Raw genomic sequence first — 16,405 nt, 5'->3', positions numbered from 1 at the left:
TTTTTTGCCCGCCAAGACCTTCAGTGGATAGGGTGTTATGTCCGGAAAAGCGCAACAGCAGTCTCGTATCAAAGAGTTGATCACCCTCGGCCGTGAGCAGAAATATCTGACTTACGCAGAGGTCAACGACCACCTGCCCGAAGATATTTCAGATCCGGAGCAAGTGGAAGACATCATCCGCATGATTAATGACATGGGGATCCCCGTACACGAGAGTGCTCCGGATGCGGACGCCCTTATGTTGGCCGATGCCGACACCGACGAAGCAGCTGCCGAAGAAGCAGCTGCAGCGTTGGCGGCTGTAGAGACCGACATTGGTCGTACTACCGACCCAGTACGCATGTATATGCGTGAAATGGGCACGGTAGAACTGCTGACACGTGAAGGCGAAATTGAAATCGCCAAGCGTATCGAAGAAGGCATTCGTGAAGTGATGGGCGCTATCGCGCACTTCCCTGGCACGGTTGACCATATTCTCTCCGAGTACACTCGCGTCACCACCGAAGGTGGCCGCCTGTCCGACGTTCTGAGCGGTTATATCGACCCGGACGACGGTATTGCGCCGCCCGCAGCTGAAGTACCGCCTCCTGTCGACCCTAAGGTTAAAGCCGAAGGCGATGACGAAGAGGACGACAAGGAAGAGAGCAGCGACGAAGAGGAAGAGGTCGAAAGCGGCCCTGACCCGATCATCGCAGCACAGCGCTTCGGTGCCGTCTCTGACCAGATGGAAATCACGCGCAAGGCACTGAAAAAGCACGGTCGCGACAGCAAGCAGGCAATTGCCGAGCTGGTTGCGCTGGCTGAGCTGTTCATGCCGATCAAGCTGGTCCCGAAGCAATTCGAAGGCTTGGTTGAACGTGTTCGCAGCGCTCTGGAGCGCCTGCGTGCACAAGAGCGTGCCATCATGCAGCTGTGTGTACGTGATGCACGTATGCCGCGTACTGATTTCCTGCGCCTGTTTCCAGGCCATGAAGTCGACGAAAGCTGGAGCGAAGGCCTGGCCAAAGGTAAAAGCAAATACGCTGAAGCCATTGGTCGCCTGCAACCGGACATCATCCGTTGCCAGCAAAAGCTGTCTGCTCTGGAGGCTGAAACTGGCCTGAAGATTGCCGAGATCAAGGACATCAACCGTCGCATGTCGATCGGTGAGGCGAAAGCCCGCCGCGCGAAGAAAGAAATGGTTGAAGCCAACTTGCGTCTGGTGATTTCCATCGCCAAGAAGTACACCAACCGTGGCTTGCAGTTCCTCGACCTGATCCAGGAAGGCAACATCGGCTTGATGAAAGCGGTAGACAAGTTTGAATACCGTCGCGGCTACAAATTCTCGACTTATGCCACCTGGTGGATCCGTCAGGCGATCACTCGCTCGATCGCCGACCAGGCCCGCACCATCCGTATTCCGGTGCACATGATCGAGACGATCAACAAGCTCAACCGTATTTCCCGCCAGATGCTGCAGGAAATGGGCCGTGAACCGACCCCGGAAGAGCTGGGCGAACGCATGGAAATGCCTGAGGATAAAATCCGCAAGGTATTGAAGATCGCTAAAGAGCCGATCTCCATGGAAACCCCGATCGGTGATGACGAAGACTCCCATCTGGGCGACTTCATCGAAGACTCGACTATGCAGTCGCCAATCGATGTGGCCACCGTTGAGAGCCTTAAAGAAGCGACACGTGACGTACTCGGCGGCCTCACAGCCCGTGAAGCCAAGGTACTGCGCATGCGTTTCGGTATCGACATGAATACCGACCACACCCTTGAGGAGGTTGGTAAACAGTTCGACGTTACCCGTGAGCGTATTCGTCAGATCGAAGCCAAGGCGCTGCGCAAGCTTCGCCACCCGACGAGAAGCGAGCACTTACGCTCCTTCCTCGACGAGTAAGACCAAAACCCCCGGCCCTGCCGGGGGTTTTGTTTTATGCCTGATACCCCTCCCCGCGCTACAGTCCAACTACACTCCTCGCTTTGGAGTGTATTTCGAGAAGCGCATGCCACGATCGCTTGCTGTCCTGTTCCTGTCATTTATTGCTTGGACGACTGAAGTTGGCGCATTAACGCTCACCGATGAAGAACAGCACTGGCTCAACGATCACCCACAACTGCGTCTTGGCATCGATGCCTCATGGCCGCCATTCGAGTTCCGCGATCAGGATGGCCTCTATACAGGTCTGGCCGCTGACTACGTAACGCTGATCGAAAAACGTTTGGGCGTAACAATCAAACCGGTTGAACCCCATAGCTGGACCCACGTACTTGAAATGGCCAAAGCCAAGGAAATCGATTGGCTATCGGGCATCATGTCCACCCCCGAACGCCAAAAAAGCCTTGCCTTCACCCGCCCTTATCTCGACTTCCCCATCGTCATCCTCGCCCACAAAGACGGACCAGCGCCTCACAGCATTAAAGAGCTGTATGGTCTCAAAGTCGCCGTGGTCGAAAACTATGCACCCCATGAATTGCTTCAAGCCCAGCATCCCGACTTGAACATTGTCGCGCTTCCCAACGTAAGTTCCGCTCTTCAGGCGTTAGCCACCGATCAAGTGGATGCCATGGTCGGGGACTTGGCCTCCAGTGTTTGGAGCATGCGCCAACTCAAGCTCAACGGCCTTTATGTGAGTGGCGAAACGCCCTATCGGTACCAACTGGCCATGGCCACCCCGAAAGACGAGACCCTATGGGCAGGGATTCTCGACAAAGTACTGGCTGACATCACCCCCGCCCAGACAGAGGCCATACAAGAGCGCTGGATAGGCTCAACAAGCGACTACTCCCCGGTGTGGCATACCCTGCTGACCTATGCCCTGCCTGGCGTATTGTTACTGATGACCGTGCTGATCGTTGTCATTCGTATCAATCGCCGCTTGAGCAGCGAAATCTCTCGACGCATTGCCCTCGAGCAAGCGCTACGCAGCAGCGAATATCACTACAGAGGCCTGATAGAAAGCCTTTGCGCGATTTCTTGGGAAGTACGTTTGGATAATTACAATTACAGCTACGTGTCTCCACAGGCAGGAGCTTTGCTCGGCTATCCGCTAAGTGACTGGCTACTTGAGGGTTTCAGGAGCCGTCTTGTTCACCCCGACGACCTACCGTGGGTTCACGCTTATTGCGATGAGGAGATCAGTAGCGGACGCGATCACAGCGTTGACTATCGCGTCATAACCGCCCACAGAAAAACCTTGTGGATAAGAGACATTGTCAGCATAACGACCCACAACCAACAGCCCGTGCTGCGGGGCTTGATGATCAACATCAGCCAGTCAAAAGAGACCGAAGAAGCGCTACGCCTTTCTGAAGAAAAGTTCGCCAAAGCCTTTCATGCATCGCCTGATGGTCTTTTACTGACCCGACAACGCGATGGCCTGTTAATCGAGGTCAATGAAGGCTTCAGTCATATCAGCGGTTACTGCAGCTCAGACGCCCTGTACCGCTCAACACTGGAGCTAGGGTTGTGGGCCGACCCGCAGCAGCGTATCGAGCTGTTGGCACTCCTTGATCAACAGGGCTTTGTACGTGATTTCCAATGCAGCGTGCGGCATCGGGACGGACGCACATTGCTCTGCGAAATATCCACTCGACCTCTGATGATTGGCAACGAAAACTGCATGCTGACCATCGCCCGCGATATCAGCGAAAGCCAGCTCATGCAGGAAAAACTACTGCAAACGGCAACGGTTTTTGACAGTACGGCTGAAGGCATCATCTTCACAGACCCGCAGCAAAACATCACTGCGGTCAATCGCGCCTTTACAGAAATCACCGGTTATAGCGAGCGTGACGCTTTGGGCCAGTCATCACGCTTAATGGCGTCAGGGCAACATGACAGCGCTTTCTATGTCTCGATGTGGCATCAGCTGTCCAACGAAGGGCACTGGCAGGGGGAAATCTGCAACAAGCGTAAAAATGGCGAGACTTACCCCTGCTGGATGACCATCAGTGCGGTATACGACAGTGACCACAAAATCACCCACTTCGTGGCCGTTTTTGCCGATATATCCAGCCTCAAACACGCACAAGACCGCCTCGATCATCAGGCACACCATGACCCGCTGACTAACCTCCCCAACCGCTTGCTGTTTGAAAACCGGTTGCAACAGGCGCTCAGCGAACCCGATCGGTATGGCCAACAAGGTGCCGTATTATTTCTCGATCTGGACCGTTTCAAAAACATCAACGACAGCCTTGGCCACCCCATTGGCGACCTGTTGCTAAATGCTATCGCTACCCGCCTGAAAGAGCAGTTGCGGGACATCGACACCGTGGCCCGCCAGGGTGGTGACGAGTTCATCATCTTGCTGCCGGCACTCAAGAACCCCAGCGATGCCGAGCTGATTGCCAACAAGCTACTGGCCTGTTTCAACGCCCCCTTTGTTGCAGGTGAACATGAGCTTTTTATCAGTGCCAGCATCGGCGCCAGTATTTACCCCGATGACGGAACCGACGTCGCCACACTGGTCAAAAACGCCGACGCGGCGATGTACCGCTCAAAGCTTAAAGGGCGCAACCGTATTGAACGCTACACCCATGACCTGACTGCCCAAGCCAGTGCGCGAGTCCTGCTGGAACAAGAACTGCGCCGTGCAATGGAGCGCGGCCAGTTGTCCTTGTCTTACCAACCCAAAATAAGCCTGAAAGACCATAGCCTGGTGGGGGCTGAAGCACTGATTCGCTGGAACCATCCTGACCTGGGAAACATCCCGCCTGATCGCTTCATCGTTCTGGCCGAAGAAAACGGCATGATCATTCCCATCGGCGATTGGGTACTTGAGCACGCCTGCCAACAATTAAATGCATGGAAACAACTGTATGAGCCCTTCGGGCCCGTGTCCGTCAACTTGTCGGGCACACAACTGCGCCAACCCGCGCTGCTGGCACGCATTCAAGAGCTGCTCAAAAGTTACTCCCTTGAGCCAGATGCATTACAGCTGGAGATCACCGAAAACTTCATCATGAGTCAAACCGAAGAAGCGCTGGACGTCTTGCATAAGCTCAAGCAGCTTGGCGTGCAACTGGCCATTGATGACTTCGGCACCGGGTATTCCTCCCTCAGTTACCTCAAACGTTTACCGCTCAACACGCTGAAAATCGACCAGTCATTTATCCGCGGGCTCCCGGATGATGCCGATGATGTCGCCATCGTCCGCGCCATCATTGCACTGGGGCGCAGCATGCAACTGACCATCATCGCCGAAGGTGTAGAAACCCAGGCACAACAGGATTTCTTGGCTAAAGAAGGCTGCGAACAGATACAGGGATACCTCGTCAGCGTGCCGTTATCTGCGGAAGAGTTCGCAGCTTCCTTTCTTCGTATGTCTATTTCAGACTTTTCGGATAGCACTGACGCTAAACCATCGTTATAATCCGCGACCTACTGAGGGCCTATAGCTCAGTTGGTTAGAGCAGGGGACTCATAATCCCTTGGTCGTAGGTTCGAGTCCTACTGGGCCCACCATACTCAAAGCCGCGCACTGCGCGGCTTTCGTGTTTCTGAGAATAGATCCAAGGATCGGCTCACCCGCTGCAAATCTCCAATAGCGTCCACAAAGCGTCCACACCGCAAAAAACCTCAGAAAACCGCCAGATAACGGCGTGCAATCCAACCCTCTATCTCCTCACCGCCAATCTCCACCCTCACATGAATCCAGGCCTCAGCATCATCATGCAAATTCTCCACCCAAGTATTCATAGGCAGGCGTCCAAGCTCAGGTGAGTTTTTATCAGCCCTAGATCGGAGAATGACATTGCTACCAGTGACAACGCTGTAACCGGCAAGAATCTCGCGACGGTCTGCATGCACGGATTTCACTACATGACGAATCTCTTCCGATGAAGTAGCTTTCTCTAAATCGGCTTGGGTACAAGATAGAATAGAGCTGATTGTGATAATTACAGAAGCTTTACTCAAGGCATCCCAAAGAAAGGCCCAGTACTTTATAAAATACTTTCTAGCCTCAACAGAAAGCTCTAAAATATCTCGACCAAATTTAATATATTCGACGAGCTCAATCTCCAGCTCTCGTCGAACCTCAGGAATCTCCTCCCAAGTAAATGAGTCAACACTAAACAAACTGGACTCAAAGCTTTCTTGCATACGGGAAATTACAGCACTTTTATCTGCATCTGCGCCCGCAAGATAATTATATAAAATAGAATCCTTTTGTTTTTCAAGCCAATCTGACTCTTGCGAAAAACCTCTAATACTATCTAACAACTTCGAATATGTATCACCTGATATGATACTCGCAAGATCCGCATACTTCGCTGCACTCTTAGCTGCGTTGGCATAGATTGAAAACGCTGCGGTATTTTCAAATGCATTAACGTAACCAGACTTAGCAGCGGCAGCTGCTTGAGCAAGTGACTCACTTGTTAATACAGAAGATCTGAACTTATCTGTTATTAATGAATCGCGGAAAGCGCTTATTTGCTTCAGGTAATCCACATTTGTGACCACACCAGCTGCACCAGTCATTAGCGCTGCATGGCTAGCTGCGCTGATACTTAGAGTAGCTTCTTGTGTTTTCCTAAGCTGTTCAACGTATCTAAGCTGTTCAGCGTATCCACCAGACAGTAGTTGTCCAGCAGCTGAGTTCTTATAGTAATCCTGCAACTGCTTCAACGAAGTGGTAGCTTCATCATTCTTATTTTTTCTAACCATTATCTCACTAAGCCCTTATCAAATTTAATTTTGGCAACAGGATTCAAATTTACCACTTCCGCCATATGTCCCGGGCTAAAATGCGCATACTTCTGAGTCATAGATAAAGTTGCATGCCCCAGTACTCGCTGCAGGGTCAAAATATCCCCACCATTCATCATGTAATGACTAGCAAAGGTGTGACGTAGGACGTGAGTCATTTGTCCATCAGGAAGCTTTATCCCAACGGACTGAATTGAACGACGGAAAGTGTTATATGTAGATACGAAGGGTAACGATATACTTAAACGCTTTTCTAAATCTTCAGATATTGGCACTGATCGATTTTTACTAGACTTAGTTTTGCTGTAATGCACAAGGCAATTGCGTACTTGATGTAACTGTAACACCTCAGCCTCCCCCCATCTTGCTCCAGTAGCCAGACACACTTCAGCAACTAGAGCAGCGTCGGAGCCCCGTGACTTCAAATCCTCTAGTAATGCCTGAATCTGTTCAGGTAGCAAATAGACCATCTCGGTCTCGTCAAACTTCAACTTGCGAATATTCCCTAAAGGGTTATCCCCTTCCCACTCCCCCAGCCGTGTCAGCTCGTTAAACACTGCCTGGAGATAGGCCAGTTCATGGTTGAGCATGTTTGCGCTGATCGGCTTCGGCTGCCCCCCATCTTTTACAAAGCCATTACCCGGGGTATTTCGAGCATATTTCCCCTCGGCTCGCTCGGCTCGGTACTGAGCGAAATCAGCAGCACCGAACTTCGAAACTTTGGGATTCCCCATCCGCTCAACCATATTGTTAAGCAGGGACAGCCTCTGTTGACCCGTCTTGAGGTTTTGGCCATGAACCACATACCAACGCTCGACTAAATCTTTAAGCGTGCGCGTGTCGTGCTTGGGAGCTTTTTCGAAACTGCCCGTCGCCCCCTCCCCCATTACCCGGTTCTGAAATTTCTGAGCTTCATTTTTGCTCTTGAAAATCTTTCGCAGACGCACGCCATATCGACCGTCTGGACGGCAATCAACCTCATAACGGCCTTCGCCTAATTTGTTTATGGCCACTAATTTTTACAGGGCTGGTTCGCCCGGCCTCCGGTGTTGCCAGACACTCCATAAACCAGATAAAGCGGAGTTGGTTCGCCAAACTTCATTGACCGATTACCGGACTGATCTGGCCAACCTCCGGCGCGACTTCGTCAGTCACAAGCCATAGCGCATATTTTTTGAAACGAGGGTGCATGGTGACTTTGAGCAGCTCTACTGAACTGACGGACTTACTGCGCCCGTACTCGTACCCCTTCCACGTGTCCATTTTGACACCCGTGATCTCGCACATTTCAGCCTGAGTCAGACGCTCTGTCAGACGTACTTCCTTGAGCTTGCTTCCTAAATCCATCACGGCCTCTTGATTTTGTGTAGGTACATACATATTCTGTGCATGCAGACACACATCTGCTGCATATATACCCACGGAGCTTAGCAAATGCAGATCACTATCGACACGCCATACACCACAGTTCGCGAACTTTCGCGGCGATCGGGGCAGTCAGAAAGGGCCATTCGAAATGAGATTGAACGCGGTCGGATTTTGATCCGAGAAAAAAATGAAGGCTCAAAAGAAGCGGTGTTGGTCAACATGCTGGCTTTGGCTATCGAAGCCGCAGAGCAAGTTGAGCGGGTCGCGAAATCGCATACCGCAGCTAAGCGCTGAGGTCGGTTATGCAATTCGAAGATATCTACCGCCTAGAAGTGATCGACGCTCTGGAAAAAGACCATGAGCTGGACTTCAAGGACATCCGTAGTGGCAAGTACCTGCAAAAGGGCATCTGCCCAAGCTGTGGCGAACGTACGCTCTACATCGCCCGCGACAAGCCTTATCAACTCAAGTGCAACCGCCTCAACCAATGCCAGCATGAGGAAAAGACTCGCGAGCGTTATAGCTACCTGTTTGAAAATCTCAGTGAGCGTTTCCCACGATCGGAAGCAAACCCGAACGCAACAGCGGACGCTTATCTACAGCGCAACCGCGGATTCGACGTCAGTAAAATTCAAGGCTGGTATGAGCAGGGCCGCCGCAAAATGGCTGATGGCCAATGGGCTGATACCGTTCGTTTCCCGCTTTGCGATGGCTACTGGGAGAGAATCATCGACGCGACCATGGTGGCGGCGAATGGCGGCGACAAGGCCGGTATCAAATACAAAATGAGCTTTAAGTCCGATGGCTGGATGCCTAAAGGCATGACCATCGAGAAAGGCGACAGTGTCTATATCGTCGAAGGTATCTTTCACGCCATCGCGTTGCACCTCGCTGGTTACAAGGTGATTGCCTCAATCTCGGCCAACAATTTTCCATGGGATGTGGTCGAGGCTCATAAAGGCTTAAAAGTCCGCTGGGTCATTGCCCTGGACGACGACAAGGCCGGGCACCTGGTTATCCCCAAGTATCGTCGCCAATTGCAGGCGATGGATGAAATCGCGTGGGTTGCACTTGCTGGCAAAAACCGCGATTGGGACGACGTGTACCGCGATGGCCAGCTGGACGACGTGTTTATGACAGAAGCCAGCTATCAAGGCCGCTTGTTCGTTGCTCCAAACCCGTCGAAAAAAGCTTTCTTGCTGCACCTGAAAAAGCCTCTGAGCTTCTTTCTACTTGAGTTCGGGGAGCGCCTGTTCACCGCCAAGGTGAACAGCGATGAACTAAACCGGGAGCTGAACAAGGATTCAGACGAGGGAACCACTCCGAAATCCCGGGAAGAGATTTTCGACAAATATTGCGACATCAAACAGGTGGCCAACTGCATTCCTCACTTCGAATACATCCAGCGGGATGCGTTAAGCGGTGATCAACAGTTTTTCTTCCAATTCAACTTCCCGAACCCGGCTCAGAACTGCAAAGAGCCACTGGCTCCGAACTCAATTGGCGATCCCCGCAGTTTTTCCAAATCACTCCTTGAGCGCACACCTGGTGGAAACTTCGAGGGTGGGGAGAAGGTGCTTTCTATGCTGCGCAGTAAATGGCTGGAGAACGCCCTGACTGTGCGCGCGCTCCCATTTGTAGGCTATGACGCAACGAGCAAGACCTACTGTTTTCAGACCTTCGGCTTTAACAATGGCCGCGAGTACATGGCCAACAGTCATGGGTATTTGGAGATAGGTAAAAGCGGGCTGAAAACGTCGCTGAGTAGCCTGGCACTTACTCGCGGGAAAGATGAGGAACCTGACTGGTTCGCTGACTTTCTTGAAGTCAACGATATGAACGGATTAGCGTCACTGGCGTGGTGGACGGCCTCTCTGTTCACGCAGCAAATTCGGTCAAAGCAGCATTCATGGTTGTTTTTTGAACTGACGGGCGATGCCGGTGCGGGTAAATCTAGCTTGCTGCGTTTCTTGTGGCGGTTGTTTGGTCGCCCGAACTACGAAGGGATGAAACCCAACTCAACTGGGGCTAGTGCCATTGGCTTGACCCGTGCTCTGTCTCAAGTGAGCAACCTGCCGGTGGTGCTGATTGAGTCAGATAGCCAAATTGTCGATGCTCAAGGCCGTACCACAGTTAGCCAGTACAACTGGGAAAATTGGAAATCTCTTTATGACCATAACGCCACACTTCGTACTGTGGGCGTGAAGTCATCGAGCAATGACACCGACAGCCTGATTTTCCTGGCTGCGCTGCTTATCTCTCAAAACGCCAGTGTCGATGGATCCGAAGCCATTCTGACGCGGATCGTGCATATGCACGCCACACGTACAGGGCACACGCCTGCACGTAAAGTAGTCTCCGATCGCCTCTACGCTCTGCCGGTTGAGGATCTGTCTGGATACTTGCGTCGATGCTTGGGCCAAGAAAAGCAGTGGCTGGCACGTTACTTTGAAGCCTTCGATCACTACGAACAGCGACTCCAGGCAAACACCATCATTCAGCATCAGCGAATAGTGCATTGCCATGCTCAAGTCATGGCTGCAGCCAAAGCCACCCAAATGCTTTTCCCGGGCTGGTCTGACCAACTCATGGAGAAACTATTCAAGCATGTTGAAAGCCGCGCTATCGAGCGTCAGCAGCGCGTTAGCAGTGAGAACCCCACAGCTGCCAGGTTCTGGCAGATCTATCACTACCTGAATGAAAAGGTGATCACATACACGGACGGTGAAGGCTCGCACGATGAAACACGGGAAACCTTGAATCACAGCCCTGACAGGACACTGATCGCTATCAACATCGAGCACTTCCACAACGCCTGTCGATTAGCTGGCCAGGAAGTGATTCACGCGACACAGCTGCACCGTGCATTACCGCAAAGCAGCTCTCACACCTTCATTGAGATACGAAAAGTTCGATCGGCCATCGAGAAACGACCGCTCAATTGCTGGGTCTTTCGCAAGAGCGGTAGGGAGTGATGAAAGTTTGTGTGAAGGACTTTCGTATGGGCCTTGGTTTAAGGCTTTTTGGTGAAATGCGTGTGTGTCCTCTGTCTTGCCGGAACAACCGGAACACTATCTATAACTTAAAAAATATCCATAAAAAACAGATAGATAACAGGCATCACCTCGCAGTCACTCCCGGAACACAAAGGAACACGCCGGAACAATCTTTCAAAAGCTGTTCTGAAGTTGTTCCGGCAAGCCATTCAGGCGGAACAACTCGCAAACCCTTACCGTTCAAGGGCTGCACGGTTTTAGCCAGAAAACATGTTCCGGAATGTTCCGCCTCAGTATTTCAAGGTGCTGGGCCAGCCAAAACCATAAGGGCCAGGGGAAACAGCCTTTTAAACCATGTCTGTTCCGGTTGTTCCGCCGAACGTATGGCGACACACATTTTCTTTTGCATTGAAGTCTCTGGAGAGACCGCACGATGAAAATCCTTTACTGCGCGAACACCCTACCCGGCAGCTTACATATGCCAGTTCAATTCGTTGAAAACAGCACAGCCGAACAGTTGGCTGAACTGGCTGCCGCAATGCATTGGAAAGATCACCCGGAGGACTGCCCAACAGTCATCACGGCCATACACCTGGCTGATGTCGAGGGTAGTGATCTTGGGTTGTTTGAAGTGCGCTGCGAAATGCAGCCGATATTCACAGCCACGCTATTGCAGCTGGCCTGATTAAAACGGCGTCGAGGAGTTCGCACCTCCTCGACACCAACCACCGCAAGAGGAGCAACACCATGCAAGCACAGCACCCAAGCAGCAGTGAACGTAAGGCTACCACAGCACCGAAACCAAACAGCCAGATCTTTAAGCACCCTCGCCCACTGCTGGCCACGGCCATGATCGGCGCGGCGCTGATTGGCTACATTGTCCACAAGACACCAGACGCTCGCCAGAAACTTGAGAGCCTGGCCGAGATGGCACAAACCTTGGGCGAGCTATCAGAACGTGACGCGGCTGTAGTTGCACAATTTTTGGCCGCCACAGCTTTCAAGGAGCTGACTCATGAATGAATCACGCGAACTGGATAAATTTGTTCTTCGCTTACCCGAGGGGCTGCGCCCTGAAATTGCTGAAGTCGCTCGTACGAATCAGCGCAGTATGAACGGTGAAATAATCGTACGGATTCAGCGCTCTCTTATTCAAGACCAACTCAAAATCGAGCAAGACAAACTCATTGCTCAACTATTGAAACGAATCGAGACACTCGAAGAAAAAGGACTACCCCATGTTTATTGACGGCCAGTTTGTTTCTTTAAGCAACGCTCAATATGTGGATGCACGTAGACAGCTTGGGCTTCCACCTACCTTTAATCTAGTTGAAGCTACTGGCAAGTTATTTCATGAAACTGGCAACCGAACAATTAGTATAAATCTGCCATCTGGATTGCTTGTAGCCGCTTTTGAAAATACGTCTGGAGTACGCTCTTATGGTGTTATCAGAATTTAAGCAATAGCGATATAAAAGACCAAACTCAAAGTCACTCCAACATCAGGGCGCTTCTGCGCCCTTTTTATTAAGTGAAAAACAAACCTTAACTTTTTAAGTCACCGCATACTACGATTTGATGTTGTAACGCTGTAACGCTGTAACGCTGTAACGCTGTAACGCTGTAACGCTGTAACGCTGTAACGCTGTAACGCTGTAACGCTGTAACGGCTTAGCTGAACATACAGCCATGACAAAACCACAATAAACCTCTAAACAAAAAGAATAAAAAAACATCTACATCAAAAAACTTCACACTAGCAAACACAAGGTGTAGTGTCGCTTTATCGGCAGATTATTTCCAACCTGAAATAATTAATAAATATTTGACAAGCCGAAAATGCAACACGTAAAGTGCACTCATCTGAACAGCAGCAAATGGAACTACGGAAATGGAACAGCGCACCATTACAACTACGCGAGACATTATAGAGGAAGTTGCAAAAGTCATTATCAGTTTAAGCGTCTGCGTAGGTGCAAGGGCACTTAATGAGGATGAAAGTGAAGGAGTAGTAGCTACAATGATGTGGTCGCACGGCCGTTTGCTGGAGTGTTCCAGCAAACTTGGCACTGTTGTTATTCAAACTGGCAAAGAGTTAAGTTGATCAAATAACTGCTGCTGACAGCTAATAGGAAGCGTGCGAAGTCGATCGAAGATTAATTGGTCGACCGCTGCCGCCGAAGGCCGCAAAGCATGGGAATAAGAGAGATCCATGACAAAGGAATGCCCGCAATGGGGATTTAGGCACTGACAATATAGCTTGGCGTACCCAGCATTCATATTTTCTCTAGACCCAATCCGAGCCCTACCGGTGCATTCCTTACATGTAATCCGCATTATGCCTTCCCCAAAAGTGTGCGTACGCACACTATTTTGCCACAGGACGGAATGTTCTCAATCAATTACGGCCTGTGCGTCACAAGGCCGCTTCTACCTTCGGCTCTTCCCGCCACCCAATCCACCTATCCTCCCGTAACACATCATTCACCTGGTTAAACAACTGGCAGATCGGCCGTATCTCATTGCTGGTGTAAACCCGGTCAATCTTTTCAATATCACCAAAGCCACCGCTGTTTTCCGGGATGATGCCTGCCAGTGCCGGGTTCATTCGCCATGCCGCGATCACGTCGTTGCGGGTGATGTTCTTAACCTTCTCCAGTTCGTCTTTGGCTTGAAAGTCGCCCACGGGGATGATCTGAATTGCTTCTTTAGAACCGCCCGGGATATTGACGAACATAGATCGAAAGTTACCCACACCCTTGCTCGCGGTGATTTGGGCGCGCAGTTCTTCTTCGTCTTCTTCGGTCAGGTTTGGGTCGTTGGTGTAGAAGATATAGCCCGCGTGGGCGCCGTTGCTGTAGTAGCGGCGGCGAAACAAGGTCGCGGCTTCGTTCAGCAGCAAGGCTTGCAGACCGCCCAGATAGTCAGGCACCCCGTAGATATTCTGTTCTACGTCGTAGTCTTTGATATGGACTATTTCGTCTTGGTCAAACTCATCCTCTTTGCCGTCCGGCAATAGCATCACGTACCCGCCTTCAACTTTTACCCGCATGTTGATCGTGGGCAGATGCTCCAGCTCCAACACCTCCCCGAACACGTTGTATTGTTTGAGCAGGTAGGCTTCGCCAAACACCATGAAGTCCAGACCTGCACAGCGCATGGTGTGGACACTTAGGCCGTCAGAGGGAATGAATTCACGCAACAGCAAGTTGCGCTTGAAGCCTGGAATGGCGCCGTGGTGCGCGTTGGCGCGCAGCAGTTTGGCCAAGCCTTGGCGCGACACTGGCGGTGTGTAAAGGCGCCCGTCGTTGCTGGCAAATATTCCCAAGTACTGCCCGATGTTTTCGCTGAGGACTTGTTCCGGTGCCCCGAACGAAAACGCTCGCGTGCGCCCTAGTTGTGCTTTGGGTTGCTGCTGCTTTTTTTGCCGGGCCATTGCTGTTCGATCCGCTGAGTGCGTAGCGACTGCGTCGCTGCTTGTTGGTGTTGAGAGGTTCGTTCTGTAGGGCGTGCATGACCGCCCATGCCACGTCGGCGTGGCCGGTGGCATCGGTACGCGATGCGCTGTAGGTGACTTGTCCGCTGTTGGTAGTGCCGCGTTTGATCGTCAGGAAGGCTTGGGCAATGTCAGTCCAGCCCGCATCCCATTCAATACGGCTGCCTTGAATCGTGTCCTGGGCTTTGAGTACCAGGGTGTTCTTGGCTTCGAGGCTGTAATGAATTGGGGTCGCACGCGGGAAGAAGTCCCGCACCAGGTCGAACACGCCGTAACCGATGCCGGTGGTATCAATACCGATGTGCTGCACATTGAAACGCTCGGTTAGTTTCTTGACCTGGGCTGCCTGGAAGGTGAACGAGTGGCCACGCCAACTGTGTTTTTCCAGAATCCGGAACTTGGCACCGGGTTCAAGCGGCGGAGCAATGACTACACACGTGGCGTCGTCACGGGTGCGGCTTGGGTCATAGCCCAGCCAGACCGGGCTGTTGCCGTAAGGTCTGGCGTCGTCCGGATCGTAATCTGTCCACAGGGCCAAGTCGGAATAGCAGCGTTCCAGATCGGACAGGGCAAAGGCGCTCATGGTGCTGTCAATGAATTTGCAGCGAAACAGTTGCTCAAACTTGTCTTCGTCGTACTCCAGCTGGAGCTGTGCGAGGTCGAACAAGTCACAGCCACCGGCTATGGCGTCGTCAATGGTGATGATCTTGCGCCACTGCCCATCCGGGCACAGGGCGCCTTGGGCGATTGGTTTGTCTTTCGGCCAGTCAGCAGCGAGTTTTTTACCGCGCTTGCTGTTGCGGAACACTTCGCCTGTCCAGAACGGATACGCCTGATGCGTGACCGCACTCGGTGTTGAAAAGTAGGTCTTGCGCCACTTTTTGTGCGTGGCCATGGCACTGGCCACGGTATTGAGCTTTTCAAAGTCGCGGATCCAAAAGTATTCATCCACGTACACATGGCCGTGATGGCCCTGTGCGGTGCTGCTGTTGGTGCTCAGAAAGCGCAGCTCGGCGCCGTTGCTCAACTGGATCGGGTTGCCGGTCAGCTCAAGGCCAAACCACTGCTGGGCAAACTGGATGATGTAGCTACGGAAAATCTCGGACTGGGCACGACTGGCCGACAGAAATATCTGGTTGTCGCCGGTGAGCACGGCGTCCATAAACGCTTCACCCGCGAAGTAGTAGGTCAAGCCTACTTGGCGGCTTTTGAGGATGTTGCGGATGCGGCAATACAATGGATTCTGTTTGGCGGCGAAGAGCTCTTTTTGGTAGCCGTACATACTGCCGATGAACTTATCCAGAAAGTCCACTTCGGTCAGGCCGCTGACATCGTTCTTAATCTTTTTCTCACGCTTGCCCCCGCTTTTGTCTGCGCGCTCCCCCCGCTCACGGCGGCGGCCTTCCCGAGGCTGGCCAGCGTCTGCCGGTTGCTCTCCGGTCGGGGCCGGGACCGGCTTTGCGCTTTGCTTTAACAGGCGCTCGCGCACAGTGGTCAGGCGGTCGAGCTCGTCCAGATCCCCCTTTGTCAGCGTGGTCTGCTTGTCGAGGATCAGGGTGATACGACGGCCAACTGCGGTCAGCGGCTCCTCATCCGACAGCATGTCTTCCCACCCGCCTTGGCGGATCCAGTAATAGACGATCCGAATGTTGGGCAGGTTGAGTTGCGCTTGAATTTCTTTGGCCTTACAGCGGCGCAGAAACAGGCGTTTGGCGGCTTCTTTAATTTCTTTTGAATAGAACATGGGCCGCAGTCTAAGCGGCGAAAACGCGTCGAACGCGGTGTTAATTTCCGCGTTCCTCCTAGATCGTGAATATAGGAGAAGATCGGAAAGCAATCGTT

Annotated in this window: 15 protein-coding genes and 1 tRNA gene; 10 read left to right on the top strand and 6 right to left on the bottom strand. The window is 52.1% G+C overall.

The window, feature by feature from the left end; all coding sequences use genetic code 11:
• Positions 1-37: 37 nt before the first annotated feature.
• The 3 genes from rpoD to FJD38_RS15100 all read left to right on the top strand — a co-directional run bounded on the left by rpoD (position 38) and on the right by FJD38_RS15100 (position 5,455).
• Complete coding sequence (gene rpoD / locus FJD38_RS15110; RefSeq protein ID WP_122784156.1) at positions 38-1,885, top strand: RNA polymerase sigma factor RpoD; 1,848 nt, start codon at positions 38-40, stop codon at positions 1,883-1,885.
• Between the two features lie 106 nt (positions 1,886-1,991).
• The gene (locus tag FJD38_RS15105; protein WP_146386053.1) at positions 1,992-5,363 is read left to right on the top strand and encodes a bifunctional diguanylate cyclase/phosphodiesterase; all 3,372 of its coding nucleotides are present in this window, start codon (positions 1,992-1,994) and stop codon (positions 5,361-5,363) included.
• 15 nt (positions 5,364-5,378) lie between these two features.
• Positions 5,379-5,455, top strand: a tRNA-Ile gene (locus tag FJD38_RS15100).
• 114 nt (positions 5,456-5,569) lie between these two features.
• On the opposite strand, the gene FJD38_RS15095 is transcribed toward FJD38_RS15100, so the two are convergent.
• From FJD38_RS15095 to FJD38_RS15085, 3 genes are all read right to left on the bottom strand, one after another.
• On the bottom strand, positions 5,570-6,661 hold the full coding sequence (locus FJD38_RS15095) for an SH3 domain-containing protein (RefSeq protein WP_146386050.1): 1,092 nt from the start codon (positions 6,659-6,661) through the stop codon (positions 5,570-5,572).
• Positions 6,661-7,716 carry a phage integrase gene (locus tag FJD38_RS15090; protein WP_146386048.1) on the bottom strand — a complete coding sequence of 352 codons (1,056 nt, stop codon included), beginning with the start codon at positions 7,714-7,716 and terminating at the stop codon, positions 6,661-6,663. Before FJD38_RS15090 ends, FJD38_RS15095 begins: the two co-directional genes overlap by 1 nt.
• Positions 7,717-7,801: 85 nt before the next feature.
• The gene (locus FJD38_RS15085) at positions 7,802-8,050 is read right to left on the bottom strand and encodes a helix-turn-helix domain-containing protein (protein ID WP_146386046.1); all 249 of its coding nucleotides are present in this window, start codon (positions 8,048-8,050) and stop codon (positions 7,802-7,804) included.
• 87 nt (positions 8,051-8,137) lie between these two features.
• Between FJD38_RS15085 and FJD38_RS15080 the strand changes: the two genes are divergently transcribed.
• The 7 genes from FJD38_RS15080 (at position 8,138) to FJD38_RS15050 (ending at position 13,171) form a co-directional block, all read left to right on the top strand.
• Positions 8,138-8,365 (top strand): hypothetical protein, encoded by a 228-nt coding sequence (locus tag FJD38_RS15080; protein WP_146386044.1) that lies wholly within the window; start codon positions 8,138-8,140, stop codon positions 8,363-8,365.
• A gap of 8 nt (positions 8,366-8,373) precedes the next feature.
• Positions 8,374-11,046 carry a toprim domain-containing protein gene (locus FJD38_RS15075; protein WP_146386043.1) on the top strand — a complete coding sequence of 891 codons (2,673 nt, stop codon included), beginning with the start codon at positions 8,374-8,376 and terminating at the stop codon, positions 11,044-11,046.
• A 499-nt stretch (positions 11,047-11,545) separates the two neighbouring features.
• Entirely contained in the window at positions 11,546-11,752 is a 207-nt protein-coding gene (locus FJD38_RS15070) for a hypothetical protein (protein WP_146386041.1), read from the top strand.
• Between the two features lie 62 nt (positions 11,753-11,814).
• A complete protein-coding gene (locus FJD38_RS15065) occupies positions 11,815-12,090 on the top strand; it encodes a hypothetical protein (protein ID WP_146386039.1) in 276 nt (91 codons plus the stop codon).
• Positions 12,083-12,316: an Arc family DNA-binding protein gene (locus FJD38_RS25155; protein ID WP_146386037.1), complete on the top strand. Its 234-nt coding sequence runs from the start codon at positions 12,083-12,085 to the stop codon at positions 12,314-12,316. Before FJD38_RS15065 ends, FJD38_RS25155 begins: the two co-directional genes overlap by 8 nt.
• Positions 12,306-12,527: a hypothetical protein gene (locus FJD38_RS15055; RefSeq protein WP_146386035.1), complete on the top strand. Its 222-nt coding sequence runs from the start codon at positions 12,306-12,308 to the stop codon at positions 12,525-12,527. The genes FJD38_RS25155 and FJD38_RS15055 overlap by 11 nt, the downstream gene beginning before the upstream one ends.
• Before the next feature lie 431 nt (positions 12,528-12,958).
• Positions 12,959-13,171 (top strand): hypothetical protein, encoded by a 213-nt coding sequence (locus tag FJD38_RS15050; protein ID WP_146386033.1) that lies wholly within the window; start codon positions 12,959-12,961, stop codon positions 13,169-13,171.
• Here the strand turns inward: FJD38_RS15050 and FJD38_RS15045 are convergent.
• From FJD38_RS15045 to FJD38_RS15035, 3 genes are all read right to left on the bottom strand, one after another.
• Entirely contained in the window at positions 13,147-13,404 is a 258-nt protein-coding gene (locus FJD38_RS15045; protein ID WP_146386032.1) for an ogr/Delta-like zinc finger family protein, read from the bottom strand. The genes FJD38_RS15050 and FJD38_RS15045 overlap by 25 nt on opposite strands.
• Positions 13,405-13,483: 79 nt before the next feature.
• Positions 13,484-14,335, bottom strand: coding sequence for a phage portal protein (locus FJD38_RS15040; RefSeq protein ID WP_158637864.1), 852 nt, complete (start codon positions 14,333-14,335; stop codon positions 13,484-13,486).
• Positions 14,262-16,307, bottom strand: a complete 2,046-nt coding sequence (locus FJD38_RS15035; protein WP_146386028.1) for a terminase large subunit domain-containing protein — start codon at positions 16,305-16,307, stop codon at positions 14,262-14,264. Before FJD38_RS15035 ends, FJD38_RS15040 begins: the two co-directional genes overlap by 74 nt.
• Positions 16,308-16,405 lie beyond the last annotated feature (98 nt).

It is taken from the genome of Pseudomonas saxonica, assembly GCF_007858365.1.
GTDB classification, from domain to species: Bacteria; Pseudomonadota; Gammaproteobacteria; order Pseudomonadales; family Pseudomonadaceae; genus Aquipseudomonas; species Aquipseudomonas saxonica.
Note: the sequence above shows the minus strand (reverse complement) of the source record. Positions and strands in the feature narration are given on the sequence as shown.

What these genes read in the sequence shown, in the direction of transcription:
- rpoD (WP_122784156.1), top strand. Translation starts at nt 38, where the DNA reads ATGTCCGGAAAAGCGCAACAGCAGTCTCGTATCAAAGAGTTGATCACC.
- FJD38_RS15105 (WP_146386053.1), top strand. Translation starts at nt 1,992, where the DNA reads ATGCCACGATCGCTTGCTGTCCTGTTCCTGTCATTTATTGCTTGGACG.
- FJD38_RS15095 (WP_146386050.1), bottom strand. Translation starts at nt 6,661, where the DNA reads ATGGTTAGAAAAAATAAGAATGATGAAGCTACCACTTCGTTGAAGCAG.
- FJD38_RS15085 (WP_146386046.1), bottom strand. Translation starts at nt 8,050, where the DNA reads ATGGATTTAGGAAGCAAGCTCAAGGAAGTACGTCTGACAGAGCGTCTG.
- FJD38_RS15080 (WP_146386044.1), top strand. Translation starts at nt 8,138, where the DNA reads ATGCAGATCACTATCGACACGCCATACACCACAGTTCGCGAACTTTCG.
- FJD38_RS15075 (WP_146386043.1), top strand. Translation starts at nt 8,374, where the DNA reads ATGCAATTCGAAGATATCTACCGCCTAGAAGTGATCGACGCTCTGGAA.
- FJD38_RS15070 (WP_146386041.1), top strand. Translation starts at nt 11,546, where the DNA reads ATGCCAGTTCAATTCGTTGAAAACAGCACAGCCGAACAGTTGGCTGAA.
- FJD38_RS15065 (WP_146386039.1), top strand. Translation starts at nt 11,815, where the DNA reads ATGCAAGCACAGCACCCAAGCAGCAGTGAACGTAAGGCTACCACAGCA.
- FJD38_RS25155 (WP_146386037.1), top strand. Translation starts at nt 12,083, where the DNA reads ATGAATGAATCACGCGAACTGGATAAATTTGTTCTTCGCTTACCCGAG.
- FJD38_RS15055 (WP_146386035.1), top strand. Translation starts at nt 12,306, where the DNA reads ATGTTTATTGACGGCCAGTTTGTTTCTTTAAGCAACGCTCAATATGTG.
- FJD38_RS15050 (WP_146386033.1), top strand. Translation starts at nt 12,959, where the DNA reads ATGGAACAGCGCACCATTACAACTACGCGAGACATTATAGAGGAAGTT.
- FJD38_RS15045 (WP_146386032.1), bottom strand. Translation starts at nt 13,404, where the DNA reads ATGCGGATTACATGTAAGGAATGCACCGGTAGGGCTCGGATTGGGTCT.
- FJD38_RS15035 (WP_146386028.1), bottom strand. Translation starts at nt 16,307, where the DNA reads ATGTTCTATTCAAAAGAAATTAAAGAAGCCGCCAAACGCCTGTTTCTG.